Origin of the sequence: Micromonospora sp. PLK6-60 (genome assembly GCF_019890675.1) — a bacterium.
Taxonomy (GTDB): domain Bacteria; phylum Actinomycetota; class Actinomycetes; order Mycobacteriales; family Micromonosporaceae; genus Micromonospora.
The window spans coordinates 1-23,625 of sequence record NZ_JAIOAA010000021.1 but is presented as its reverse complement, the minus strand read 5'-3'; the positions used below and the strand labels follow the sequence as shown (position 1 = coordinate 23,625).

Here is a 23,625-nt window from a genome sequence, read left to right as displayed (position 1 = left end):
ACACCCACATCCCCTCAACCGCCAAACCTCCCCCCGTACCCGCCGCGCCCGACGGCGGCCCGACCCCGCCCGGCCCGACCCCGCCCGACCCGACCCCGCGCCGCCCGACGCCGCCCGGCCGCACCGGCGCGACCACGACCCGGTGCGGTCACTGCGCCGGCCCCACCCGGCCCGGCCCGGCAGCAACTTCAGGGAAGTTGTCCCCTCCCCACCCGACCGAGGCAACAACTTCCACGAAGTTGCCCCCTCACGGCCCACCGACGAGGGGCGGGACGCGAGGGGGCGGGACCGCGAGGGTGGCGGGGCGGGGCGGGGTGTGGGAGGGGTGGCGGCGCGCGGGGGTCAGACGGGGGCGGGGGTGAGGCGGGCGAGTAGGGCGTCGGCGGCGGGTCGCTCGCCGGCCTGCTCGGTGGCGTACGCCAGCCGGACCGCCTCCTCGGCGCTGGCCAGCGCCTCCGCCGGCCGGCCGCAGGCGGCCAACGCCTCGGCCAGCACGCTGGCCGCGATCACCTGGCTGCGGACGTCCTCGGCCGGCGCCTCGACCGCTCGGCGGGCCCAGTCCAGCGCCTGTTCCCGCTGGCCGTGGGCGAGCAGCGCGGACGCGTACCGGGCCATCGTCTGGCGGCGGGAGAAGAGCAGCGAGGGCGCGTGCGCGGCGGCGGTGGCCACCGGGGCGAGCAGCCCGACGGCGGTGGCCGGATCACCGGCGGCCAGCCGGGCGGTGGCCAGCAGCACCCGGGGGCCGACCTGGGCCGGCGCCTGCGGGTTGTGCGGCTCGACGGCGGTCAGCACGGCCCGGGCGTCCCGCTCGGCAGCCTCATGGTCGCCCATGTCCAGGGCCACGAAGCCGCGCAGCGTGCCGGCCATCCCGGTCAGCAGCGGGTGGGAGGTGCGCTGCGCGTACGACATGGCGTCGGTGAGCAGGTCCGCCGCGTGTTCCGGCTCGCCCAGCCCGCGCGCCACCACCCCGCGGACCACCAGGGCGAAGCCGCGCCCCCAGTCGTCGGAGACCGCGGCGAACTCCCGGTACGCCCGCCGCGCCTCCCGGTCCGCGTCGCCCAGTTCGCCCAGCTCGGCGGTGGCGAACGCCTGCACCGCGCGCAGCGTGCCGACCGCCCATGCCTCGCCGACCCGCTCGCCGAAGGGCAGGAACACCTGCGCCATCCGGCACGCCTCCTTCAGCCGGCCGGCGAGCAGCCGGGCGAACGCCGTGGTGCCGCGCAGCCAGGCCCGCCCGTACGGGTCCTTCAGCTCGGCGAAGAGCCGGGCCGCCCGGCCGAGCACCGCGTCGGTGCCGGCGAAGTCGCCCCGGGTGGTGGTCACCCAGGCCAGGTTCTGCAACGACCAGGCCTGCCCGCGCGGATCCTGGTGCGCCAGGCTGACCTGGTACGAGGCCGCCAGTCGGCTGCTCGCCTGGCCGAGCCGGCCGGCGATGAAGTCGGCCATCCCGAGCCGGCGCATCGCCGAGGCCCGCAGGTTGGGCAGCTCGCCGTCGGTGGCCACCTGCAATGCCTCCTGCCAGCAGGAGACCGCCCGGCCCTGGTCACCGAGGGTCTGCTGGGCCTGCCCGGCGAGCAGCAACGCGCTGGCCCGGGTGCCCGGATCGCTGGTGTTGGCGGCGATCTTCTCGGCGAAGGCGAGCGCGTCGGCGGGGCGGCCGATCTGGAGCAGCGCCCGGGCGTGCACCACCCGGTCGGCCGCCGGTACGCCGTCGCGGGCCAGTTCGGCGGCGCGTTCGGCGTACTCGACGGCGAGTGCCGGCTCACCGGCCTGCAGGGACCGGCGGGCCGCCCGGCCCAGCGCGGTCACGCCCAGCGGGGTGACCGTACGGGCCGGCGCGTCCGGCCGCAGCTTCACCGCGTCGGCCAGCGCCGCCGCCCGTTCCACGTGCTCGGCGACGAAGTCGTCGCGGGCCGCGTCGGTGAGGCCGCCCGGTGCGGTCGTCTCGCCGCCGCCGTCCGGGCCGACCGCCCAGCGGGCCAGCGCGGCGTGCCGCTCGGCCAGCTCGGCCTTGCTCACCCCGGCGTAGGCGGCCTCCCGCATCAGCGGGGTGGCGAACGCGTAGCCGGATCGGGTGCGGTGCAGCATGCGGCGTTGCAGCAGTTCCTCGACGGCCCGGTCGGCTTCGACGGCGGCCACCGCCGCCGGCCGGCCGTCCCGCCCGGTCCGCTGCTCGCGCAGCGCCTCCAGCGCGCCGTTCGGCACGGTGTCGCCGACCACCGCCGCGTCGCGCAGCACCGAGCGGGCGTCCGGCGGCAGCGCGTCGATCCGGGCGGCGAGCACCGCCGCGAGGTCGCGGGAGAGCAGCCGGCTGCCGAGCGAGCCGGGGGCCAGCCGCCAGCCGCCGGAGGTGCCCCGGCCCGGCCCGACGGTCAGCGCCCCGCGTTCCATCAGCAGGGTGACCAGCTCGGCCAGGTAGAACGGGTTGCCCTGGGCGGTGGCGAGCAGCCGGTCGGTGTCGGGCTGCGGCAGCTTCCCGCCGGCCAGGTAGCTGGTCAGCAGCCGGGCCGCGTCCGCGCCGCGCAGCGGCGGCAGCGCGTGCACCTCGGCGTCGGCGACCCGGGTCAGCGCGCCGGCGGTGCGCACCAGCTCGGGCCGGCCGAGCAGCAGCACGAGGACCGGCCCGGTGAGCCGGGACAGGGTCACCCCGAGCGCGTCGATGGTCTCCGCGGTGGCGTCGTGCAGGTCGTCCACCACGACCACCAGCGGGGCCTCGGTGGCGAGCCCGTTGAGCAGCCCGGCGACCGCGTTCGGCACCGCCTCGGCGTCCGGTGGCGGGGCGGTGGCGCTCCACTCGCCGTTGTCGGTGCCGTGCGCGGCGGGCAGTTCGGCGTACCCGAGCAGGGCGAGCAGCTGGTCGGTGGCGAGCGGGACCGGTTCGGTGCGCAGCCGGGCGAGCCGTTGGGCGAGGCGGCGCAGCCGCTCCTCCACGGCCGGCCGGGTGAGCGCGGTGGCCGGGTCGCTGGGCAGGCCGGTGGCGGCCCGGACCAGGTCGGCGAGGGGGGCGAGCCGGCGCCGTTCGCCGAAGGCGGCGCAGCGTACGGAGAGCACCCGGGCCCCGGTGTGCGCGGCGAACCGGCCGGCGCCCACGTCGTACCCGGCGGCGAGGCGTTCCACCTCGGCGGCGTACCGGGACTTGCCGATGCCCGCCTCGGCGGTCATCAGCAGCACCCGCGGCTCACCCCGGTCGATCACCTCGGCGAGCCGGCCGGCGACCCGGCCGATCTCGGTTTCCCGGCCCACGTAGGGCGCCTCGTCGCCGAGGCCGGACCGGGTGCCCGGGGCGTCCAGGAGCCCGAGCAGCTCGTACGCCTCGACCGGTTCCCGCTTGCCCTTGAGCCGCAGCGGGCGCAGCGCCCGCCAGGAGGCGACGTGCCGGGTGGCGGCGGAGGTGCGCGCGCCGGCGTAGACGGCGCCGACGGCGGCGGCGTCGGCCAGCCGGGCGGCGGTGTTCACCGTGTCGCCGATGACCGTGTATTCGATGGCGGCCTGGATGCCGGCGATCACGTCCCCGGTGTTCAGGCCGACCCGCAGGCCCAGTGGCGCGCCGCCGCCGCGCTCGTCGTCGAGCACCCGGCGGACCGCCCGTTGCATGGACAGCGCGGCGCGCACCGCGCGCTCGGCGTCGTCCTCGTGGGCGACCGGCGCGCCGAAGACCGCCATGATCCCGTCGCCGGTGAGCTTGTCGACGTGCCCGCCGAAGGTCTTGACCGCGCCGGCGAGGGCGGCGAGCACCCGGTCGGTGACCGCGCCGACCCGTTCCGGGTCGAGGTCCTCGGACCAGGAGGTGAAGTCGGAGAGGTCGCCGAAGAGCACGGTGACCACCCGCCGCTCGGCGGCGGGCAGCGTCGCGGCGGCCGGCAGCGCCGCCCCGCAGTTGTGGCAGAACCGGGCGCCGGGCACCGCCACCGTTCCGCACACCGGGCAGGTCACGGCTGCTCCACCCCGAGGTGTTCGAGCTGGGCCCGGACCGACCACTCGGCCGCCCACCACAGGGAGCGGTCGACGTCGGCGTAGACCACCGCGACCACCTCCGGCGCGGTGGTCGCCCCGGCGGCGACCGCGGCCCGGACCTGGTCCAGCCGGGCCCGCCGGTGGGCCAGGTAGTAGTCGGCGGCGGCGCCGCAGTCGGCCAGCGCCGGGCCGTGCCCGGGCAGCGCCGGGATCCCGGTGTACGTCGAGAGCAGTTCCAGGCTCGACAGGTAGTCCCCGAGGTGCCCGTCGGGGTGGGCGACCACGGTGGTGCCCCGGCCGAGGATGGTGTCCCCGGTGAGCACCACCCGCTCGTCGCCGTGCTCGACCAGGAAGCAGACCGAGTCGGCGGTGTGCCCGGGGGTGTCGAGCAGGTGGATCTCCAGCCCTTCGATGCCGAAGTGCTCGCCCGGCTCGTTCAGCGGCTCACCGCCGATGGTGTGCGCCGGGTCGACGGCCAGCACGTGCGCGCCGCCGAGCAGCTCACTCAGGCGCGGAGCGCCCTCGGTGTGGTCCGGATGGCCGTGGGTGATCAGCACGAACCCGACCGGCCCGTGCGCCGCGATCGCGGCCAGGTGCGCCTCGTCGGCCGGGCCGGGGTCGACGACGACCGCGTGCTCCGCGCCGAGGGCGCGCAGCACCCAGGTGTTGGTGCCGTCGAGCGTCATCGGCCCGGGATTCGGCGCGCGCAGCAGCGTCACCCAGGCCGGCAGCTCGTCCGCGAGCGCACCGACCGCCCCCGTCACATGCCCGCCCATGGCTGCGATCGTACGACCCCCGCCGCCACTCCCCGCGATCTTGCAGGTTCGGCCTGGGTTTTGTGGCCGTTCACGGCTTTCGACCGGGCGGAAACCGCAAGATCGCGGGGTGGAGCGGGGTGGGTCAGGCGACCTCGACGATGACCTCGACCTCGACGGGGGCGTCGAGGGGGAGCTCGGCGACCCCGACGGCGCTGCGGGCGTGCCGGCCGGCCTCACCGAAGACCGCCCCGAACAGGTCGGACGCGCCGTTGATCACGCCGGGCTGGCCGGTGAACCCGGCCGCGCTCGCCACGAAGCCGGTCAGCTTCACCACCTTGACCACGTTCTCCAGGCCGACCAGGGAGTCGATCGCGGCCAGCGCGTTCAGCGCGCACCGCTGCGCCAGGTCCTTCGCCTGGTCGGCGGAGACGCCCGCGCCGACCTTGCCGGTGGCGAGCAGCTTGCCCTCGGCCATCGGCAGCTGGCCGGAGACGTAGACGTGCTGCCCCGACTGCACGGCCGGCACGTAGCTGGCCACCGGGGGCACCACCTCGGGCAGGGCCAGGCCGAGTTCCGCGAGCTTCGCGTGCGGTCCGTTGCTCATGCTGGTCAGCCCTTCGGGCGCTTCAGGTACGCGACGAGCTGCTCCGGGTTCGGCCCGGGCACCACGGAGACCAGCTCCCAGCCGTCCTCACCCCAGTTGTCGAGGATCTGCTTGGTGGCGTGGACCAGCAGCGGAACGGTGGCGTATTCCCACTTCTGCATCGGTGGAAGGCTCCCTTGCCTGACGTGGACTGTTCGGGCAACAGCCTACGGTCCGGCGGTCGGGCGGGGCGCGGGACGCTGCTCCGGAGCCGCCGGCAGCTCACCGCAGGGGCCCTCGTGGCCGTACCGCTGGGGGCAGCGGCTGCGGTCGGGCAGCAGCAGGTCGCAGAAGACCCGGTGCCGGTTGTTCTGGTCGTCGGCGGTCGAGACGGTGGTCTCCCCGGCGTCCAGCTCGGGCAGGAAGCCGAGCGACACCGCCACCGTGCTGGCCAGCGCGGTAGCGGTCGCCAGGTCGGCGACCCGGATCGGCAGGTGGATGACGTATCCGGGCTCCTCCTCGTCCCGGCCGCGCCCGGCCGGCCGGGACAGCGGTCGCAACGCCTCGGCGGCCGGCTCCGCGCACCGGCGGTACGACCGCTCGTTGACCGGGATCGCCACCCCCTCCACCGTCGCACCCCGGCGGGCCCGGCCGCTCACCGGGAACTGGGCTCGAGGGATGTTTTCCGCGTCGCGCATGCGCTGCCTCCGGCCGTCGTACCTGGTCAAGTGGCTTTCCGGTGCGGACTCTCTGCCCGACCGGCCCCCGCGCCGGCCAAGAACCTAGGTCCGAATGTCGACAGCTACAACGGGACTCGCACGAATGGTCACTTCGAGTCACATATACGACACATCCCGGGTTGGGAACGGGATCGCGTCCACCGGCCCGGCCGTGACCCACCGAGCCATCCATCGACCGATTACCCTTCCGGGCGACGGGCGTCGAGGGCGCGCCCGGCACGGTCGACCACGCGTCGCCGCCTCAGGGGTGTGGCGGCGGCGCCGGACCCCGGGGGAACGACATGACCCACCCACCCAGCGGTGGCGCCGACAAGCCGTCGGACGCCGGCGGGTCGCCGCAGCACGCGGCGACGGGCCAGCCGCCCCGGCGCCGGCGACCGCGCAGCCTGCTGATCGCCTCGCTCGCGCTGGTCGGCGCCCTGCTGCTCTGCGGGGGCGGCGGGACGGTCGCGTTCCTGGCCCTGCGCGACACCGAGGACGGCACCGGCGCCAGCGAGCCGGCGGTCGCCGTCGACGACTTCCTCACCGCCGTCTACCAGCAGCGCAGCGTCAGCAAGGCGAGCGCCCTGGTCTGCTCGTCGAGCCGGGACGAGCGGAAGATCGCCGCCAAGATCGCCGAGGTGGAGCGGTACGTCGAGACGTACCGCGAGCCCCGCTTCCGGTGGACCACGCCGACGGTGGCGAACGAGACCGGTGACCGGGCCACGGTCACCACCAAGGTGAGCGTGAGCACGGCCGACGAGCGGGTGGCCGAGCAGGACCTGCGGTTCACCGTGGTCCGCCGGACCGGATGGTGGGTCTGCGAGGTTTCCTGACCCGCCCGGCTGGATAGGCTCGACGGGTGCGAGCAGGGAAGCAGCCGGCCGACCCGGCCGGTACGGGATGGCCGGCGCGGTTGCACGTGGTGACCGGCAAGGGCGGGACCGGCAAGACCAGCGTCGCCGCGGCCCTGGCCGTGGCGCTGGCCGCCGACGGCCGGCGCACCCTGCTGGTCGAGGTGGAGGGGCGGCAGGGCATCGCCCAGCTGTTCGGCGTCGACCCGCTGCCGTACGAGGAGCGCCACCTCACCGACGCCCCCGGCGGCGGCGAGGTACGGGCCCTGGCGGTGGACGCCGAGGAGGCCCTCCTGGAATACCTCGACATGTTCTACAAGCTGGGCGCGGCGGGGCGGGCGTTGCGCCGGTTCGGTGCCATCGACTTCGCCACCACCATCGCCCCGGGCCTGCGCGACGTGCTGCTCACCGGCAAGGTTAAGGAGGCGACCACGCGCACCGCCGGCCAGCGCCGGGCGTACGACGCCGTGGTGCTGGACGCCCCGCCGACCGGGCGGATCGGCCGGTTCCTCAACGTCACCGCGGAGACGGCCCGGCTCGCGAAGGTCGGCCCGATCAAGAGCCAGAGCGAGGGAGTCTCCGCGCTGCTGCGGTCCCCGATGACCGCGGTGCACGTGGTGACGCTGCTGGAGGAGATGCCGGTCCAGGAGACCGTGGACTCGATCGCCGAGCTGACCTCACTCGGCTTCCCGGTCGGCCGGGTGATCGTCAACGGGGCCCGACCCGCGCTGCCCGCCGGCCGGGCGGTGACCACCGCGGAGCTGCGCCAGGGGCTGCTCGCCGCCGGCCTGCCGGCGGACCGGGCCACCGTGCGGGGGCTGCACCAGGAGGCGGCGGACCAGGTCGTCCGCCGGGAGCTGGAGGAGACGCTCCGGGCCGAGTTGGTGGAGCTGGGCCGCCCGCTGACCGAGCTGCCGCTGCTGCCCGACGGGGTGGACCGGGCCGGGCTGGCCCGGCTGGCCGAGGCGCTCGTCCGGGCGGATTGACTCACACCTCCGGTCGGCACGGGCGCGCGTCGGCAGGCGGCCCGATACGCTCGATTGGTGCCTTCCGAAGACGCGGCGCCGCAGCTGGACGTCGACCAGATCCTCGCCGACCCGGGCGTGCGGATAGTCGTCTGCTGCGGCGCGGGCGGGGTGGGCAAGACCACCACCGCCGCGGCCCTCGCGCTGCGCGCGGCCGAGCGGCACGGCCGGCGTACGGTCGTGCTGACCATCGACCCGGCCCGCCGGCTGGCACAGTCGCTGGGCCTGAGCGAGCTGGACAACACCCCGCGCCAGGTCAAGGGGATCGACGTCGAGGGCAGCGGCGGTGAGCTGCACGCCATGATGCTGGACATGAAGCGCACCTTCGACGACGTGGTGCTCCAGCACACCGACCCGGCGAAGGCGGCGGAGATCTTCGCCAACCCCTTCTACCAGGCCATGAGCTCCACCTTCGCCGGCACCCAGGAATACATGGCGATGGAGAAGCTCGGCCAGCTGCACGCCCGGGGCGAGTGGGACCTGATCGTGGTGGACACCCCGCCGTCCCGCTCGGCGCTGGACTTCCTGGACGCGCCGGCCCGGCTCTCCCGCTTCCTGGACGGCCGGATGCTGCGGCTGCTGCTCGCCCCGGCGCGCTCCGGCGGGCGGAGCATGTTCAGCTTCGTCACCGCCTCGTTCGGGATGTTCTCCAAGGTGGTGCAGAAGGTGATCGGCGCCCAGCTGCTCACCGACCTGTCGGGCTTCGTCGCCGCGCTGGACTCGATGTTCGGCGGGTTCCGGCAGCGGGCCGAGCAGACGTACCGCATCCTCCAGGCGCGGGAGACGGCCTTCCTGCTGGTCGCGGCGCCGGAGCCGGACGCGGTCCGGGAGGCGGCATACTTCGCCGGCCGGCTGCGCTCCGAGCGGATGCCGCTGGCCGGTCTGGTGCTCAACCGGGTGCACCAGCCGGCGGCGCCGGCGCTCGGCGCGGACGACAGCCTGGCCGCGGCGGAGCGGCTGGAGCGGGCCGGCGGGCACGCCGGCACGGCCGAGGTGCTGCGGGCGCACGCCGCGCTGGCCCAGCAGGCCGAGCGGGAGCAGCGGGTGGCGGCCCGGTTCAGCGCGGAGTTCCCCGGGGTGCCGACGGTGTCGGTGCCGGCGCAGCCCGCCGACGTGCACGACGTCGACGGGCTGCGGACGATCGGCGCGGCGATCAGCGACCGCTGACCGGGCGTCAGCCGGCGGTGACCAGGACCTTGTCCTTGCCGCTCTTGTCCTTGGCGTTCTTCTTCATGGCGGCCTCGAACATCTTCCGCCAGCTGGCGACCTGCGGGTGCCGGCGCAACAGCGCCCGCCGCTCGCGTTCGGTCATGCCACCCCACACGCCGAACTCGATGCGGTTGTCCAGCGCGTCGGCCAGGCACTCGTACCGAACTGGGCAGCTGCGGCAGATCCTCTTCGCCACGTTCTGTTCGGCGCCCTGTACGAACAATGCGTCCGGGTCCCCGTTCTGACACGCCGCCAGTGACGGCCAGTCAGCGATCATGCCCATTTGTACACGTCCCCCCTTGCAGTACCTACCGACTTCGCGCGCGACCAGCCGTCGTATCCCCCCGGCCGTCCGGCCCGTCCTTCCCCAAGGAGGGCATCCGGACGACATCTGGCTGTCGCCGCCATCATCATGCTCTGTAGTCGCCTGATTACGCAACGTTGTCGGCGAAATCCATCATTCCGGACAGTCCCGGCTTCCCGGGCTTTCGCCGGCCGCATACCCCGCCGGAGTCGGTGAAAACGCTGCGCGACTCCTCGGTCGAGAGGAGACTCGGCGCCAGGTCACACGCAACCACGCACCGGGGGTCGTGCGTTTAGCACAACGAGAGCGGCGCGCGCAGGAAATGGGGAAAGTACGCCCGCGCGCCCCTCGTTACCTGTTCGCGTACCCTGTCGAGGTGACCTGGATGCGGAAACGTGACCACAACATCTTTGCCAACGCCGCATCGCTGATCATCTGTGGCCTACTGGCCGGCGTGGTGGTCGCGGCGGCCGCCTTCCCCGCGGTGGCGATGTCCGGGCTGGCCGCCAAGGCCGGCGCCGAGACGTTCGCCGCGCTGCCGCGCGAGCTCACCGTGGCGCAGGCGCCGCAGATCAGCTACCTGCTGGCCAAGGACGGCAAGACGCCGCTGGCGACGATGTACGACGAGAACCGGCGCAACACGAGGCTGGCCGACATCTCGCCGTACATGCGCAACGCGATCATCGCGGCGGAGGACCACGACTTCTACAAGCACAACGGCGTCGACCTCAACGGCGTCGCCCGGGCGTTCGTCAACAACCAGTCCGGCACCAACGGCCGGCAGGGCGCCTCCACCCTGACCATGCAGTACGTCCGGCTGGCCATCGCCTACTCGGCGACCCACCCGGCGGACGTGGTCGCGGCCACCGAGGACACCGGCGGCCGGAAGCTGCGCGAGATGCGCTACGCCCTCCAGATCGACAAGGAGCTCTCCAAGGACGAGATCCTGGAGCGCTACCTGAACATCGCCTCGTTCGGCAACGGCGCGTACGGCATCTACGCCGCCAGCCAGGTCTACTTCGGCAAGCCGCCGAGCAAGCTCAAGATCGAGGAAGCGGCGATGCTGGCCGGCATGGTGAAGGCGCCGACCACCAACGACCCCACCACCAAGGCCGGCTACCCGCTCGCCCTGGACCGGCGCGACTACGTCATCCGCAACATGGTGACCACCAAGGCCATCACCCAGGCCGAGGCGGACAAGGCGCTCGCCACCAAGATGGTGGTGAAGGACAAGCGCACCCCCAACGGCTGCGTCTCCACCAACAAGAAGGGCTGGGGCTTCTTCTGCGACTACTTCTACCGCTGGTGGATGCAGCAGGAGACCTTCGGCTCCACCACGTACGACCGTGAGCGGCGGCTGAAGAGCGGCGGCTACACCATCACCACCACGCTCGACCCGCAGGCGCAGGACGGCGCCGACCGGGCGGTGCGCCGGGCCAAGGGCATCAACGCCAAGGAGGCCGCGATGGTGGCCGTGGTGGAGCCGGGCACCGGCCGGGTCCGCGCGCTGGCGGTGAACCGGGTCTTCAAGATCGACGACCCGAAGCGCCCGCAGAACAAGCCGAACAGCGACCCGGTGAAGCGCAAGAAGGGGATCAAGGGCAACTACCCCAACACGGTGGTGCCCCTGCTCAGCGGCGGCGGCGACATCAAGGGCTACCAGGCCGGCTCGACTTTCAAGATCTTCACGGTGGTGGCCGCGCTGGAGAAGGGCTACCCGCTCAGCTACACCATCAACGCGCAGCACCAGTTCAAGTCGAACTACATCATCCAGAAGGGCAGCAAGGCCGCCTGCCCGGGCACGCACTTCTACTGCCCCAAGAACTCCAGCCCCAGCATGACCGGCATCCAGACCATGTGGAGCGGCTTCGGCAAGTCGGTGAACACCTTCTTCGTCGACCTTGAGCAGCGGGTCGGCGCGGAGAACGTGGTCAAGGTGGCGCAGCGGCTCGGCATCAGCTTCCGGGACAGCGACGACGCGCGGCGGGCGACCAAGGAGGGCGGCGTCAACCAGTGGGGCGCGTTCACCCTGGGCGTCTCGCAGACCACCCCGCTGGAGCTGGCCAACGCGTACGCCACCCTGGCCGCCGACGGCAAATACTGCGCGCCGATTCCGGTGCAGGAGATCAAGGGCCCGGACGGCAAGAAGCTCGACATCGCCAACCCGAACTGTGAGCAGCGGTTCAGCCCGCAGGTGGCCCGGGCGGCCGTCGACGCGGCCCGCTGCCCGGTGGGGGACAGCTCCTCGACATCGAAGTGCAACGGCGGCACCGCGCGCGAGACCAAGGGCATCGTCAACGCGCCGGTGGCCGGCAAGTCCGGCACCACCGACTCGGACAAGACGGCCGCCCTGGTCGCGATGACCAAGCAGTACGCGGTGGCCGGCATCATGGCCGACCCGGACTTCCCGCAGACCAACGTCAAGATGGGTCACAAGGAGCCGTGGGGCATCAACCCGCCGGTCATGGAGACCCTGCGGGACGCGATGAAGGGCAAGCCACGGATCAACTTCACCCCGCCCAACGGGAAGATCATCAACGGTGATCAGAAGTCCATACCGGGGGTGACCTGCCTGTCCATCGACGCGGCGAAGTCCAAGCTCCGCGACGCCGGCTTCGACCCGGTGGTCGCCAGCACCCCGGTCTCGTCCGACTGCCCGAAGAACACCGCAGCCGGCACCACCCCGTCGGGCAAGACCATCAAGGGTGGCGTGGTCAGCATCGAGGTCAGCGCCGGTGCGCCGGCCGCCCCGCCGCCGACCGGCGGCGCCACGCCGACGGTGCCGACGCCGCCGGGGGGACCGACCAAACCCGGCCGGCCACGCGGCTGAGACCCCGGACGACGACAACGGGCGGGCACCCTTCGCGGGGTGCCCGCCCGTTTCGCGTACGCGCTGACTAGAGACCGAGCTGTCGGCGTACCTCGGCGGCGACGCGACCACCCTCGGCCCGGCCGGCCACCGCGGCCTGGGCCGCCTTCATGGCCGGGCCCATCTGCGCCTTGCCGGTGAAGCCGCCCGCGGACAGCGCCCCCGCGACCAGCTCGGCCAGCTCGTCGTCGGAGAGCTGCTTGGGCAGGTAGCGCTCCAGCACCTCGCCCTCCGCCGTCTCCTTGCCCGCCTGCTCGGCCCGGCCGGCGTCGGCGAAGGCGGTCGCGGCCTCCCGCCGCTTCTTCGCCTCCTTGGTCAGCACCGCGAGCACCTCGTCGTCGCTGAGCTCGCGCTTCTCCTTCCCGGCGACCTCGGCGTTGCCCACGGCGGCGAGCGCCATCCGCAGCGTGGACGTGGTCAGCTCGTCGCGCGCCTTCAAGGCGGCGCGCATGTCCGTGGTGAGGCGGTCCTTCAGCGTGCTCATGGACGGTCAAACTACCCTGATCGGCATGCGAAAGCGCACACTATTCCGCCTCGCGACCTCCGTCACGGCGCTGGGCGCCGCCACGCTGGCCTACGCGTCCCTGATCGAGCGCAACATGTTCACCCTGCGCCGGTACGACGTGCCGGTGCTGCCCGCCGACGCGGAGCCGCTGCGCATCCTCCACCTGTCGGACCTGCACATGATGCCCGACCAGCGGCGCAAGCAGGACTGGGTGGCCTCGCTGGCCGCCCTGGACCCGGATCTGGTGGTGGTCACCGGGGACAACATGGCCCACCCCGGCGCGGTGCCCGGCGTGCTGCGCGCGTTGCACCCGCTGCTCGACTTCCCCGGCGCCTTCGTCTTCGGTTCCAACGACTACACCGGGCCGGTGTGGAAGAACCCGTTCACCTACTTCCTGCCCGACCGGGAGTACACCGAGGGCGTGGAGCTGCCCTACGAGGAGCTGCGGGCGGTGCTCACCGGCGCCGGCTGGGCGGACCTGAACAACGCGCGCACCACCGTCAAGGCCGGCGGGCGGGCCGTCGAGCTGGCCGGCGTCGACGACCCGCACGTCGAGCGGGACGACTACGACGCGGTGGCCGGACCGGTGTCGGCCGAGGCGGACGTCACCATCGCGCTCAGCCACTCCCCGGAGCCGGCCGTGCTGGACCGGATGGCCGCCGACGGCTTCGGGCTGCTGCTCGCCGGGCACACCCACGGCGGGCAGGTGTGCGTGCCGGGCTACGGGGCGCTGGTGACCAACTGCGGGCTGCCCCGCTCGATGGCCAAGGGGCTGCACCGCTGGCCCGGCTCGGACGCCTGGCTGCACGTTTCGGCAGGTCTCGGCACCCACCCGACCGCGCCGATCCGGTTCGCCTGCCCGCCGGAGGCGAGCGTGCTCACCCTGATCCCGCGCTGAGCGGCTTTGTCCCGGTGCTCGGCCTCAGGCCGCCTGCCGGGGTCGCCCGACCGGCCTCCCCGGGGTCCGCTTCGGCGCCTACCAACTTGATGACGTAAACGAATCAGGGGTGGCGGGCGCCGAGGGGGTACCGAGTTTGACCATCAGAGCGGGTGGGCTACTATTTGTCGGCACGCCTCGGGGTGTGGCGCAGCTTGGTAGCGCGCTTCGTTCGGGACGAAGAGGTCGTCGGTTCGAATCCGGCCACCCCGACCAGAGGTGAGAGGGCACATCCGATCGACGGATGTGCCCTCTCGTGCATCCTGGATGAGCGCGCGTCAGGCTTCGTCGAGGACCGGTCGGGCTTGATCCAGAGCCGGGGGCTCAGGACGCGGCCGGCGGGATCGGAGGGCGCGGCAGTGAGGTACGTCATCATCGAGCGCACCAGTGACGGCATGTCGCTGGATCCCGAGGCGTACCTCCGGCAGTTGCCGGCGCTTGCCGACTCCCTGCCCGAGGGAGCACGTCGGTTCGCCGCCGACCCCGGCCACTACAACTTCTTCGGCCGGCGGTGCGTGAAGGACCTGAAGCCGGCGCGCCTGTCGTCCGGCGAGGTGGACGGCAGCCGCTGGCTTGAGCTGCAACTGCGGCACAATTGCTGGAAGCACGAGGAGGATCTGACGATCCGCTACCGCGGCGTGCAGAGCCTCACGGTGGAGCCGGCTGCCCGGGGGCTGGACGTGGCCCAGCTCGGCGACGTGATGCTGGACGAGACACTGCCGCACGAGCACGGATGCCGACACGAGATCGTCTGCCTCGCCGGCAGGCTGATCGTCACGAGCCAGGACCTGGACGCGACCTGGCTCCCCGCCGACTGTCCGGAGCATGAACCGAGTCGATGAGCTCGTCGCTGCAGCCCGGCTCCCCGGCGGAGGGCGCGCAGCCTGCGCGCCGCTCCCCGCGACGCCACGTCCGATTACCGCCGGACTCCCCGCCCGCGACCCGGCAGGCTCGACGGCATGCCAACCACGAACCCGGCTCTCACCAGCGGCCCGGTGACCTTCGACCCCTGGTACGCCTTCGCCGAGGGCGGACCGGTGCACCGGGGCCGGTTGCCGTTCCCACCGGCGGACCCGGCCCCGTTCGAGGTCGCCCGCTGGTCGGTGGCCCCGGGAACCGCCAACGACCTGGACGTGCACCGGTCCCGTGAACTGTGGATCGTGGTGTCCGGGACCGGCACGTTGACCTGGGCCGACCGGAGCACCGCGCTGCGCGCCGGTGACGTGGTGGCGTTCGACAGCGAGGTGCCGCACCAGCTCCGCAACGCCGGCCCGGACAAGTTCCACGCCGTCTCGGTCTTCTGGTTGCCGCAGCACGGCTGATCGGGGGGCGCGGGTCAGGCGCCCGCGACCTCGTCGACGAAACCGGCGACCGTACGGGAGAACAGGTCCGGTCGTTCCAGCTGCCAGAGGTGTCCCACGTCCGGCACCACCTCCAGCCGGGCCTGCGGGATGCCGGCGGCCAGTTGCCGCGCGCCGGGCAGGTTGACCCGGTCCCGCGAGCCGCACAGCACCAGCGTCGGCACCGCCACCTGGGGCAGCCGGGGCCGCAGGTCGGTACGGGCCAGCTCGCGCAGCGCGGCCAGGTAGGTGCGCCGGCCGGTGGTGCGGAAGTCCTCGGCGGCCTCGGTGAGGGTCCGTTGCCGCTGCGGCGGCGGCATCCAGGTGATGGTCGGGGCGAGCACGCGTACGGCGGAGCGCACGATGACCCGCTCGGGGGTGACCGCGGCGACCGCGCGTTGCACCGCCAGCGCGGCCACCGGACCGGGGACGCCCCCGGAGAGCACCAGGCTGCGGACCCCCTCCGGCCGGGCCAGGCAGGTGAGCACCGCCACCGTCGCGGAGAGCGACAGGCCGACCAGGTGCACCGGACCGGGCGTACGGTCCAGCAGGGCACCGAGGTCGGCGACGGCCCGGTCGAAGCTGAACGGGCCCGGGTTGTCGCCGTGCCCCGGCAGGTCGGGCGTCAGCACCGCGTACCGCTCGCCGAGCGCCTCGACCTGGCGGTGCCACACCCGGCTGGTGGCGCAGAGGGACGGCAGCAGCACGATCGTCTCCATGGCTCCTGGGTAGCAGGGGCGTGCCACCCCCCGAAACGGTCGCCCGGGGCCACCCTTCCGATCATGGGGGACCCCGTAACGGTCGGAAGGAGAAAGGTCACGGGCGGTTGATCGACTTTTCCTGGCAGGCTTAGCGCATGTCCGCCCTGACCCGCCCCCGCCTCGCCGACTGGAGCACGGTCGCGCCCGTACTCGCGGTGCTGATCCTCGTTCTCACCTGGGGTCGGGAACTTCCCGGTTATCTGGTTCCGGTGGTCGCCGCCCTGCTCGCCGGCGCGGTGCTCGCGGCGGTCCACCACGCCGAGGTGGTCGCCCACAAGGTGGGCGAGCCGTTCGGGTCGCTGGTGCTCGCGGTCGCCGTGACGGTCATCGAGGTGGCCCTGATCGTGACCCTGATGATCAGCGGTGGGAAGGAGACCCAGTCGCTGGCCCGGGACACCGTGTTCGCCGCCGTGATGATCACCTGCAACGGCATCCTCGGCCTGTCCCTGCTGCTCGGGGCGCTGCGGCAACGGGTGGCGGTGTTCAACCCGGAGGGCACCGGTGGGGCGCTGGCCACGGTGGCCACCCTGGCGACGCTGAGCCTGGTGGTGCCGACCTTCACCACCAGCCGGACCGGCCCGGAGTTCTCCCCGCCCCAGCTCGCCTTCGCCGCCGTCGCGTCGCTGGCGCTGTACGGGTTGTTCGTGATGGTGCAGACCGGCCGGCACCGCGACTACTTCCTGCCGGTCAACGCCGAGGGCGGTCCGGTCGACGCCGACGGCGACGGGCACGCCGACCCGCCGACCAACCGGGCCGCCCTGTTCAGCCTGATCCTGCTGCTGGTGGCGCTGGTGGCGGTGGTGGGCGACGCCAAGACGGTCTCCCCGGCGATCGAGGCGGGCGTCCAGGCGGCCAACCTGCCCCAGTCGTTCGTCGGCGTGATCATCGCCCTGCTGGTGCTGCTGCCGGAGACGCTGGCCGCCGCCCGCGCGGCCCGCCGCAACCGGGTGCAGATCAGCCTCAACCTGGCGCTCGGCTCGGCGATGGCGAGCATCGGTCTGACCATCCCGGCGATCGCGCTGCTGTCGATCTGGCTGGAGGGGCCGCTGCTGCTCGGCCTGGGCGGCACCCAGATGGCGCTGCTCGCGCTGACCGTGGTGGCCGGCGTGTTGACCGTGGTCCCGGGCCGGGCGACCCTGCTCCAGGGCGGGGTGCATCTGGTGCTGATGGCCGCCTTCGTGTTCCTCGCCGCCAGCCCGTGACCGCCGGACCTCTCGCACCGGCCACAATGGAGGCTGTCGAGGGAAGCCGCGCGGGACAGCGCGACCGAACGTCGAGGAGGCCAGATGGCCCGGATCTTGTTGACGTCGATGCCGTTCGCGGGGCATGTCGGACCGCTGTCGGCGCTCACCGCCGAGCTGCGCCGGCGCGGGCACCGGGTGGTCGCCCACTCGGGGCACAAATACCGTGACCGGTTCGTCGGCGCGGGTGCCGAGTGGACGTCGTGGCGCGCCGCGCGGGATTTCGACGACAGCGACCTGGCCGCCACGTTTCCCGAGGTCGGCGACGGCAAAGGCATGCGCGGCGGCAAGGCCAACGTCGAGCAGGTGCTGCTCGGCACCGCTGCCGGCCAGGCACGGGACCTGCTCGACGTGGCCCACCGGGAGCCGTTCGACCTGATCGTCGCCGACCAGCTCGCCTTCGGCGGGGCGCTCGCCGGGGAACGGCTCGGCCTGCCGTGGGTGTCGGTGGCGGTGACCCCCCTGACCATCCCGAGCCGGGACCTGGCCCCGTCGGGCCTGCCGTTCCCGCCGTCCGGCAGCCCGGTGGCCCGGGTCCGGGACGCCGTGCTGCGCCACCTGGTGCGGCTCGCGCAGCGCCGGTTCATCAACCCGCGCCTGGACCGGGCGCGCGCCGAGGTGGGGCTCGGGCCGGCGCCGGCCGCCGGCCTGGAGGGCCTGTACTCGCCGTACCTGGTGCTGGCGCAGGGGGTGCCGGGGCTGGAGTATCCCCGTAGCGACCTGCCCGGGCAGGTGCGGTTCGTCGGGCGGCTCGCCCCGCCGCCGGGGCCGGCCGCGACGCGGGAGCTGCCGTCCTGGTGGCCGGAGTTGGCGGCGGCGCGGGCCGCCGGCCGGCCCGTCGTGCACGTCACCCAGGGCACCCTCGACGTCGACCCCGCCGACCTGCTCCGGCCGGCGATCGACGGGCTGGCCGGGCATCCGGCGTTGGTGGTGGCGACCACCGGTCGCACGTCGGCCGCCACCCTGGGTGGGCTGCCGGACAACGCCCGCGTCGCGCCCTTCCTGCCGCACGACCTGCTGCTCCCGCTGGTCGACGTGATGGTCACCAACGGCGGCTGGGGTGGGGTGCTCGGCGCGGTGCAGGCCGGGGTGCCGCTGGTGGTGGCCGGTGACTCGCTGGACAAGCCGGAGGTCGCCCGGCGGGTCGCCTGGTCGGGCGTCGGGCTCGACCTCCGCACCGGCCGGCCCGCCGCGGCCAAGGTCCGGGGCGCGGTCGAGCGGGTGCTGGGCGAGCAGCGGTTCCGGGCCCGGGCCGGTGAGCTGGGCGCCGCGCTCACCGCCGCCGGCGGTCCGGCGGCGGCCGGCGATCTGATCGAGAACCTGCTGGCCGGCGCGGCGGAGCCGAGCCCGCGGTGACGGTCGGCGCCGACCGGATTCAGTCGTGCAGCTCGGTGCGGGCGACCTCGGCGAAGGCCGCGTCCAGGTAGCCGTCCAGCGGGCGGCCCGACGCGGCGAGCAGGTCGGCCACCAGCAGCGGCGCGTGCCGGGCGATCGCGGCCGGGTCGGGCGGGGCGTCGTCGTCGCCCGGGTCGTACACGCCGAGGGCGGAGGCGAGCAGCACCAGCACCACGTGCGGGTCGACGTCCGCCCGCCACTGCGCGGCGCCCCGGACGCAGCGTTCCAGCACCCGCCGCACGTCGTCGCCGGCCAGACCGTCGGGGTTGGTTTCCTCCAGCAGCAGCCGTACCACCGCGCCGAGGACCAGACCGGCGCGGTCGGTGGCGGCGAGCCGGGCGACCGCCGGTTCGTACGCCGCGGTGTCCCGGGTTCGCGCGGCGGCCACCGCCTCCTCGGCGGAGACCGCGATCTCGCGGGCCGGGGCGGGCAGGTGGCGCCAGGTCACGGTCACCGGTCCAGCATTCCAGACCGCACCGACGGTCCGTGTGCTCGGTCACGTCGCGGTCGGCGACAGCGTACGCCCGCCGTAATGGGGTCGCGGCCTGTCACACCGTACGAAGAGAATCCGAGCCATGCTGCGTCGCGCCCTGCCCCGCCGTCCGGAAGCCCGCCGGATCCTGGTCGGCACCCTGCTCTCGGCGATCGGCCGGGGCCTGACCCTGCCGTTCCTCTTCATCTACCTGACCGACGTGCGCGGTCTCTCCGACCCACGGGCCGGGCTGGTCATCGGTTGGTACGGCGCGGTCACCCTGGCCCTGTCGCCGCTGGGCGGCACGCTTATCGACCGGTTCGGCGCGCGCCGGGTGGTGCTGCCCTGCCTGCTGATCGAGGCGGCGGGCACCGGCGCGCTGGCGCTTGTCGACTCGACGGCGTCGGCGTTCCTGGTGGCCACGGTGATGGCGGTGGGCGGCTCGGCGATCTGGTCGGGCCAGAACACCATCCTCGCCTCGCTCACCGACGCTGGCGAGCGGCAGCGGGTGTACGGGTTGAACTTCGCCCTGCTCAACCTCGGCATCGGCATCGGCGGGCTGACCTCCGGGGCGATCGTGGACATCGCCCGGCCGGCCACCTTCCAGCTCATCTACCTGCTGGACGCGGTGACCTACCTGGTGCCGGCGCTGATCCTGCTGAGCCTGCCCGGGGTCGGTCACCGGCTGGTCGCCGCCGGGGCGACCGACGGGCAGGCTTCCGCGGGCGGCTACCTGACCGTGCTGCGGGACCGCCCGTTCCGCCGGCTGGTGATCTTCGGCCTGGTCCTGACCACCTGCGGGTACGCGCAGGTCGAGGTCGGCTTCACCGCGTTCGCCATCCGGGTGGCCGAGGTCAGTCCCCGGGTGGTGGCCTGGGGGCTGGCCGCCAACACCATGATGATCGTGCTGGCCCAGCTGCTGGTGCTCCGGCACCTCGAGGGGCGCAGCCGCACCGGGGCGCTGGCCGCCGTGGGCGGGTTCTTCGCGGCGGCCTGGCTGGTGCTCGGCGTGGCCGGCCTGGTCGGGCCGGAGCACGCGCTGCTCGCTGCCCTCGCGGTGGTGGCCTGCGCGATGATCTTCGGGTTCGGCGAGACGATGCTCTCGCCGGTGATGCCGGCGCTGACCAACGCGCTCGCCACCGACGAGCTGCGCGGCCGGTACAACGCGATGAGCTCGATGATCTTCGGCATCAGCGGCGTGATCGGCCCGGTGACCGCCGGCCCGCTGATCGGCGCGGCGGACGGCAAGATCTGGGTGGCGCTGGTGGTCGGCGGCTGCCTGGCCGCCTCACTGCTGGCCCTGTCGCTGCGTCCGATGCTCACCGCGGCCCAGGACGGCCGGGCACCCGCCCGCACGCCCGACCCGACCCCCGTCGCCTGACCTCACCCGGCCCGCCCCGGTCGGGGCCGCCGGGGACGGGCCGACCTGCCGCATCCCGCGGCCTCCCGCCCCGGGACAGGCCGACCTGCCGCACATCGCGGCCTCCCCGTCCGGGGACAGGCCGACATGCCGCAAGTCGCGGCCTCCCCGCCCCGGGACAGGCCGACATGCCGCACATCGCGGCCCCCGCCCCGGGACAGGCCAACATGCCGCAAGTCGCGGCCTCCCCGGCCCGGGACGCGCCCACATGCCGCACGTCGCGGCGCCCTCGGCCCAAGCCGACACGCCGACATGCCGCACGTCGCGGCATCCTCGGCCGGGATACGCCGCATCCCGCGACCCGGCCGGCGCCAGCCGCGGACGTCGGCCGGGACAGCGGACGCGGACGTGGAACGGGCCCCGGAGCGGGTGCTCCGGGGCCCGTTCGGGCGTTGCGGTGGATCAGGCGGCCGGAACCTCGGCCGTGGTGCGGATCCGGTCCAGGGCCGGCGCCGAGATCGGGGACTTCTCGGTCAGGTACGCCACGAAGGCGTCCAGGTCGATCGCCCCGGTGACCGCGTTCTTCCCGCCGGTGAGGACGGTGAAGCCGTCACCACCGCCGGAGAGGAAGTTGTTCACCGTGATCCGGTAGGTGGCGTCGGCGGTGACCGCGGCGCCGCCGATGGTGAGGCTGCCGCGCACGATCCGGGTGCCCGAGCACGGGTCGGCGGTGGTGCCGTTGGTGCCGTTCAGGTCGACCACGTAGCGGACGGTCGACGACGGCAGCAGGGTCGGGCCCGCGGTGAACTGCTGCTCCAGCATGCAGTAGAGCTGCGCCCCGGTCAGGTCCAGCGTCACCAGGTTGTTGGCGAACGGCTGGACGGTGAAGGCCTCCTCGTAGGTGACCGGGCCGGCGTCGAGGTCGGCCCGGACGCCGCCCGGGTTCATGAAGGCGGCGACCGCGCCCTGCTCGTCGTCGGTGGCGGCGAGCTGCGCGTCGGCGATCACGTTGCCCAGCGCGGACTCACCGCAGGACCCCTTGATCACCTTGTAGTCGCAGGGCGCGGTGCCGATCAGCACCTCGGGGGTCTTGGTGATCGCCTCGGTGGTCTGGCCGACCACCTTGGTGGCGACCGGGCCGAGCGCCGTCTTGTAGTGGTTGATCAGCGTGGTCTGCGCCGGGTCCTTGGCCACGTCCCGGGTGACGACGACGTTGTTCGCCGTGGCGGTGAGCACGTCGCCGGTCTTGCGGTCGATGGACAGGTCGATGTCGGTGACCAGGCGGCCGAACGAGCTGGCGCTGGTCACCAGCTTGCCGTTGACCTCGCAGTTGTACGCCTGGTGGGTGTGCCCGCTGACCACCGCGTCGATGGCCGGGTCCATCCGGTTGACGATGTCCACGATCGGGCCGGAGAAGCCCGCGCAGCCGTTGATGTCGGAACCGGTGGTCTGCACGCCACCCTCGTGCAGCAGCACGACGATGCTCTGCACACCCTGGGCCTGCAGGACGCGGGCGTACTTGTTGGCGGTCTCCGCCTCGTCGGCGAAGGTGAGGCCGGCGACGCCCTGCTGGCTGACGATCTCCGGGGTGCCCTCCAGGGTCATCCCGATGAAGCCGACCTTGACGCCGTCGATCTTCTTGACCGCGTACGGCGGCAGCAGCGGCTTGCCGGTCTCGGTCTTGAAGGCGTTCGCGGAGAGGTACTGGAACTCGGCGCCCTTGTACGGGGTGCCGTCGGCGCAGCCGTCGACCGGGTGGCAGCCGCCGTTCTGGATCCGGAGCAGCTCGGCGGCGCCCTCGTCGAACTCGTGGTTGCCGACGCTGGCGAAGTCCAGCCCGGCCAGGTTGAGCGACTCGATGGTGGGCTCGTCGTGGAAGGCGGCGGAGAGCAGCGGCGAGGCGCCGATCAGGTCACCGGCGGCGACCGTGATCGTGTGCTTCTGCTCCTTCTTGGAGTCGCCGCGCAGCTTGGCGAGCTGGGTGGCCAGGTACTCGACACCACCGGCGGGCACCCCGTTGATGACGCCGCTGCTGCTGGCGCTGTTCGGGGGCTCCAGGTTGCCGTGCAGGTCGTTGATGGCGAGCAGCTTGACGTCGACCGGCTTCGGGCCGGCCTCCGCCTGGTCGGGGGCGGCGGTGACGGCGCCGAGCGCGGTCACGGCGAGCGCGGTCAGGCCGATGGTGGCCCGACGCATCCCGGGGATGGACATGGAACTCCTCGTGAGATTCGGCGCACATGCCCGGGCGGGTGCCGCGCCGGGCGGGGGGACGCCGGTGACAGGGGTCGATCACGGGCTGGCAGCGGTGGGGGTCACGACGCTGCCCGGGACAGCCTCTCATCCGTACCGCGATCGGTCGACACGAGCAGCACAGCAGGGTCAGGGAGCCCGCTCCAGTCCTCCCGACGTTTCCGACATGACGGGCAGATGAATTCCGTCCCCCAGCCGGCGTACGCCGGATAGGCCCGATCGGACGAGCCGACGCCGACCGGACGGCCGACGCCTCGTCGCCCGCTCTCGGGCGGGGAGACCGAGATCAGCGGCCACAATCGATCCGAGATGAGCAATATTCACATGGTTTATCACCCACGCCGGGGGTACCGACATCCAGGCAAGGCAACCAGAGAGGAAGGAAATTTCATGCGAGCAACTCGCTTCGGCACCACTCTCGTCGCCCTCGGCACCGGTGCCGCCCTGTTCCTCGGCAGCACCGGCGTGGCGCAGGCCGCCCCGGCCAGCAAGCCGGCGCAGGCCGCGGCCGCGGCACCCTCCGCGTCGGCGGTGACCACCCCGGTCACCGGTAGCTTCACCGACGCGCTCGGTGGCACCGGCACCTTCGCCGGCAGTTTCACGCCGACCCGGTTCGTCAACCAGAACGGTCAGCTCGCCGCCATCGGCACGCTCACCGGCACCCTGACGAATTCGGCCGGCGCGTCGCTCGGCACGGTGACGGAGCTGATCACCGTGCCCGTGGCCGCCATCAACGGCACCTGCGACATCCTCAACCTGGACCTCGGGCCGCTGGACCTGAACCTGCTCGGCCTGCGGGTCCAGCTCAACGAGATCAACCTCGACATCACCGCCGTCCAGGGCGCGGGCAACCTGCTCGGCAACCTGCTCTGTGCGGTCGCCGGGCTGCTCGACGGCCCGACCGGCGGCCTGGGTGGCGTGCTCAACGGTCTGGTCGCGCTGCTCAACCGGATCCTGAACGCTCTGTAAGGGCACCGGATCAGCCCTGCTGGCGGGGGCGGCCCCCCCCGCCCCCCCCCCCCCCCCCCCCCCCCCGCCGGCCCCCCCCCCCCCCCCCCCCCCCCGCCGGCACCCCGGGCAGCCCCGCCC

At 73.5% G+C, this 23,625-nt stretch carries 21 protein-coding genes and 1 tRNA gene; 12 read left to right on the top strand and 10 right to left on the bottom strand.

The genetic code is table 11. The features are described from left to right. Window positions 1-342 precede the first annotated feature (342 nt). From K7640_RS26695 to K7640_RS26675, 5 genes are all read right to left on the bottom strand, one after another. Window positions 343-3,933: an adenylate/guanylate cyclase domain-containing protein gene (locus tag K7640_RS26695; protein ID WP_222957688.1), complete on the bottom strand. Its 3,591-nt coding sequence runs from the start codon at window positions 3,931-3,933 to the stop codon at window positions 343-345. Next, window positions 3,930-4,730 (bottom strand): MBL fold metallo-hydrolase, encoded by an 801-nt coding sequence (locus tag K7640_RS26690; RefSeq protein ID WP_222957687.1) that lies wholly within the window; start codon window positions 4,728-4,730, stop codon window positions 3,930-3,932. The genes K7640_RS26695 and K7640_RS26690 overlap by 4 nt, the downstream gene beginning before the upstream one ends. A gap of 124 nt (window positions 4,731-4,854) precedes the next feature. Further along, window positions 4,855-5,316, bottom strand: a complete 462-nt coding sequence (locus K7640_RS26685; RefSeq protein WP_222957686.1) for a RidA family protein — start codon at window positions 5,314-5,316, stop codon at window positions 4,855-4,857. Window positions 5,317-5,321: 5 nt separating this feature from the next. Beyond that, window positions 5,322-5,477 carry a DUF4177 domain-containing protein gene (locus K7640_RS26680; RefSeq protein WP_013289021.1) on the bottom strand — a complete coding sequence of 52 codons (156 nt, stop codon included), beginning with the start codon at window positions 5,475-5,477 and terminating at the stop codon, window positions 5,322-5,324. A 45-nt stretch (window positions 5,478-5,522) separates the two neighbouring features. After that, a complete protein-coding gene (locus K7640_RS26675; protein WP_222957685.1) occupies window positions 5,523-5,993 on the bottom strand; it encodes a hypothetical protein in 471 nt (156 codons plus the stop codon). Window positions 5,994-6,316: 323 nt separating this feature from the next. On the opposite strand from K7640_RS26675, the gene K7640_RS26670 reads away from it, so the two are divergent. Genes K7640_RS26670 through K7640_RS26660 form a run of 3 tightly spaced genes read left to right on the top strand, consistent with a single transcriptional unit; the run spans window position 6,317 to window position 9,060 of the window. Further along, on the top strand, window positions 6,317-6,850 hold the full coding sequence (locus tag K7640_RS26670; protein ID WP_222957684.1) for a hypothetical protein: 534 nt from the start codon (window positions 6,317-6,319) through the stop codon (window positions 6,848-6,850). A gap of 26 nt (window positions 6,851-6,876) precedes the next feature. Further along, window positions 6,877-7,854, top strand: coding sequence for an ArsA-related P-loop ATPase (locus K7640_RS26665; protein WP_222957683.1), 978 nt, complete (start codon window positions 6,877-6,879; stop codon window positions 7,852-7,854). Between the two features lie 54 nt (window positions 7,855-7,908). Next, on the top strand, window positions 7,909-9,060 hold the full coding sequence (locus K7640_RS26660; RefSeq protein ID WP_222957682.1) for an ArsA-related P-loop ATPase: 1,152 nt from the start codon (window positions 7,909-7,911) through the stop codon (window positions 9,058-9,060). 7 nt (window positions 9,061-9,067) lie between these two features. Here the strand turns inward: K7640_RS26660 and K7640_RS26655 are convergent, their stop codons facing one another. After that, window positions 9,068-9,385, bottom strand: a complete 318-nt coding sequence (locus K7640_RS26655) for a WhiB family transcriptional regulator (protein ID WP_222957681.1) — start codon at window positions 9,383-9,385, stop codon at window positions 9,068-9,070. A gap of 406 nt (window positions 9,386-9,791) precedes the next feature. Here K7640_RS26655 and K7640_RS26650 point away from each other — a divergent pair, with 406 nt between their 5' ends. After that, window positions 9,792-12,236 (top strand): transglycosylase domain-containing protein, encoded by a 2,445-nt coding sequence (locus K7640_RS26650; RefSeq protein WP_222957680.1) that lies wholly within the window; start codon window positions 9,792-9,794, stop codon window positions 12,234-12,236. Window positions 12,237-12,303: 67 nt separating this feature from the next. Here the strand turns inward: K7640_RS26650 and K7640_RS26645 are convergent, their stop codons facing one another. Next, a complete protein-coding gene (locus tag K7640_RS26645) occupies window positions 12,304-12,759 on the bottom strand; it encodes a GatB/YqeY domain-containing protein (RefSeq protein ID WP_222957679.1) in 456 nt (151 codons plus the stop codon). Between the two features lie 25 nt (window positions 12,760-12,784). Here K7640_RS26645 and K7640_RS26640 point away from each other — a divergent pair, with 25 nt between their 5' ends. The 4 genes from K7640_RS26640 (at window position 12,785) to K7640_RS26625 (ending at window position 15,039) form a co-directional block, all read left to right on the top strand. Further along, window positions 12,785-13,678 (top strand): metallophosphoesterase, encoded by an 894-nt coding sequence (locus K7640_RS26640; RefSeq protein ID WP_222957678.1) that lies wholly within the window; start codon window positions 12,785-12,787, stop codon window positions 13,676-13,678. A gap of 178 nt (window positions 13,679-13,856) precedes the next feature. Beyond that, window positions 13,857-13,933, top strand: a tRNA-Pro gene (locus K7640_RS26635). A 143-nt stretch (window positions 13,934-14,076) separates the two neighbouring features. Continuing rightward, a complete protein-coding gene (locus tag K7640_RS26630; protein ID WP_222957677.1) occupies window positions 14,077-14,559 on the top strand; it encodes a hypothetical protein in 483 nt (160 codons plus the stop codon). A gap of 117 nt (window positions 14,560-14,676) precedes the next feature. Next, complete coding sequence (locus K7640_RS26625; RefSeq protein WP_222957676.1) at window positions 14,677-15,039, top strand: cupin domain-containing protein; 363 nt, start codon at window positions 14,677-14,679, stop codon at window positions 15,037-15,039. Window positions 15,040-15,053: 14 nt separating this feature from the next. On the opposite strand, the gene K7640_RS26620 is transcribed toward K7640_RS26625, so the two are convergent. After that, window positions 15,054-15,776 (bottom strand): alpha/beta fold hydrolase, encoded by a 723-nt coding sequence (locus K7640_RS26620; protein WP_222957675.1) that lies wholly within the window; start codon window positions 15,774-15,776, stop codon window positions 15,054-15,056. A 137-nt stretch (window positions 15,777-15,913) separates the two neighbouring features. Between K7640_RS26620 and K7640_RS26615 the strand changes: the two genes are divergently transcribed. Both K7640_RS26615 and K7640_RS26610 read left to right on the top strand, forming a co-directional pair. Beyond that, complete coding sequence (locus K7640_RS26615) at window positions 15,914-17,020, top strand: calcium:proton antiporter (protein WP_222957674.1); 1,107 nt, start codon at window positions 15,914-15,916, stop codon at window positions 17,018-17,020. An 84-nt stretch (window positions 17,021-17,104) separates the two neighbouring features. After that, window positions 17,105-18,415 carry a glycosyltransferase gene (locus K7640_RS26610; RefSeq protein ID WP_222957673.1) on the top strand — a complete coding sequence of 437 codons (1,311 nt, stop codon included), beginning with the start codon at window positions 17,105-17,107 and terminating at the stop codon, window positions 18,413-18,415. Between the two features lie 19 nt (window positions 18,416-18,434). Here K7640_RS26610 and K7640_RS26605 read toward each other — a convergent pair whose 3' ends face one another. Then, window positions 18,435-18,908: a hypothetical protein gene (locus tag K7640_RS26605; protein WP_222957672.1), complete on the bottom strand. Its 474-nt coding sequence runs from the start codon at window positions 18,906-18,908 to the stop codon at window positions 18,435-18,437. A gap of 121 nt (window positions 18,909-19,029) precedes the next feature. Between K7640_RS26605 and K7640_RS26600 the strand changes: the two genes are divergently transcribed. Next, complete coding sequence (locus K7640_RS26600; RefSeq protein ID WP_222957671.1) at window positions 19,030-20,307, top strand: MFS transporter; 1,278 nt, start codon at window positions 19,030-19,032, stop codon at window positions 20,305-20,307. 441 nt (window positions 20,308-20,748) lie between these two features. Here the strand turns inward: K7640_RS26600 and K7640_RS26595 are convergent, their stop codons facing one another. Next, on the bottom strand, window positions 20,749-22,497 hold the full coding sequence (locus K7640_RS26595; protein ID WP_222957670.1) for a bifunctional UDP-sugar hydrolase/5'-nucleotidase: 1,749 nt from the start codon (window positions 22,495-22,497) through the stop codon (window positions 20,749-20,751). 429 nt (window positions 22,498-22,926) lie between these two features. Between K7640_RS26595 and K7640_RS26590 the strand changes: the two genes are divergently transcribed. Further along, window positions 22,927-23,505, top strand: a complete 579-nt coding sequence (locus K7640_RS26590) for a hypothetical protein (RefSeq protein WP_222957669.1) — start codon at window positions 22,927-22,929, stop codon at window positions 23,503-23,505. Window positions 23,506-23,625 lie beyond the last annotated feature (120 nt).

Bases quoted from the DNA above. Each gene is read 5' to 3' on its own strand.
- K7640_RS26690 (WP_222957687.1), bottom strand. From the start codon at position 4,730: ATGGGCGGGCATGTGACGGGGGCGGTCGGTGCGCTCGCGGACGAGCTG.
- K7640_RS26685 (WP_222957686.1), bottom strand. From the start codon at position 5,316: ATGAGCAACGGACCGCACGCGAAGCTCGCGGAACTCGGCCTGGCCCTG.
- K7640_RS26680 (WP_013289021.1), bottom strand. From the start codon at position 5,477: ATGCAGAAGTGGGAATACGCCACCGTTCCGCTGCTGGTCCACGCCACC.
- K7640_RS26675 (WP_222957685.1), bottom strand. From the start codon at position 5,993: ATGCGCGACGCGGAAAACATCCCTCGAGCCCAGTTCCCGGTGAGCGGC.
- K7640_RS26670 (WP_222957684.1), top strand. From the start codon at position 6,317: ATGACCCACCCACCCAGCGGTGGCGCCGACAAGCCGTCGGACGCCGGC.
- K7640_RS26655 (WP_222957681.1), bottom strand. From the start codon at position 9,385: ATGGGCATGATCGCTGACTGGCCGTCACTGGCGGCGTGTCAGAACGGG.
- K7640_RS26650 (WP_222957680.1), top strand. From the start codon at position 9,792: ATGCGGAAACGTGACCACAACATCTTTGCCAACGCCGCATCGCTGATC.
- K7640_RS26645 (WP_222957679.1), bottom strand. From the start codon at position 12,759: ATGAGCACGCTGAAGGACCGCCTCACCACGGACATGCGCGCCGCCTTG.
- K7640_RS26640 (WP_222957678.1), top strand. From the start codon at position 12,785: ATGCGAAAGCGCACACTATTCCGCCTCGCGACCTCCGTCACGGCGCTG.
- K7640_RS26625 (WP_222957676.1), top strand. From the start codon at position 14,677: ATGCCAACCACGAACCCGGCTCTCACCAGCGGCCCGGTGACCTTCGAC.
- K7640_RS26620 (WP_222957675.1), bottom strand. From the start codon at position 15,776: ATGGAGACGATCGTGCTGCTGCCGTCCCTCTGCGCCACCAGCCGGGTG.
- K7640_RS26615 (WP_222957674.1), top strand. From the start codon at position 15,914: ATGTCCGCCCTGACCCGCCCCCGCCTCGCCGACTGGAGCACGGTCGCG.
- K7640_RS26610 (WP_222957673.1), top strand. From the start codon at position 17,105: ATGGCCCGGATCTTGTTGACGTCGATGCCGTTCGCGGGGCATGTCGGA.
- K7640_RS26600 (WP_222957671.1), top strand. From the start codon at position 19,030: ATGCTGCGTCGCGCCCTGCCCCGCCGTCCGGAAGCCCGCCGGATCCTG.
- K7640_RS26595 (WP_222957670.1), bottom strand. From the start codon at position 22,497: ATGTCCATCCCCGGGATGCGTCGGGCCACCATCGGCCTGACCGCGCTC.
- K7640_RS26590 (WP_222957669.1), top strand. From the start codon at position 22,927: ATGCGAGCAACTCGCTTCGGCACCACTCTCGTCGCCCTCGGCACCGGT.